The sequence below is a fragment of the Mesorhizobium sp. GbtcB19 genome, from assembly GCF_019091085.1.
Taxonomy (GTDB): Bacteria; Pseudomonadota; Alphaproteobacteria; order Rhizobiales; family Rhizobiaceae; genus Mesorhizobium.
In genome coordinates, this window is sequence record NZ_JAGXJY010000137.1 from 1 (window position 1) to 378 (window position 378).

The 378-nt window shown below is 31.0% G+C and carries 1 protein-coding gene; it reads right to left on the reverse strand.

What is annotated here, in order from left to right; all coding sequences use genetic code 11:
- Positions 1-378: hypothetical protein (locus KVT37_RS31950; protein ID WP_217578987.1), on the reverse strand; the 378-nt coding region annotated here is incomplete at both ends.

Below are 378 nucleotides of genomic sequence, written 5' to 3' on the forward strand. Positions count from 1 at the left end.
GTGGTAGTATAAGCTTTACCTTCCCTAGTTCAATTAACTTTATTAATTCTTCTTCTGTAACTCCTAAAGAATTAATAAAGTCTAAGTACATTGATTCAATAGGCAATATAATTTGTAGCTTATCAAATAATGTTAAATAGTTTCTAATATTCTCGGCAGTAGCCATTTGACCGTTGATTAGACAACTTGTTTTTTCTTCTCTTTGATTAGACTGAGTTTTATCATTTTCCGTGTCAGTAAACAATATCTCTTTATTATCTGACCAAATCTGCTCATCTGATTCCCACTTTTCCATTAGGTCTTTAGAAAAATTTTGATTTGAGAACCTACTCACAGAAATGGAAAAGGGGTCATGTTTACTTTCTTTTATCTGGACAT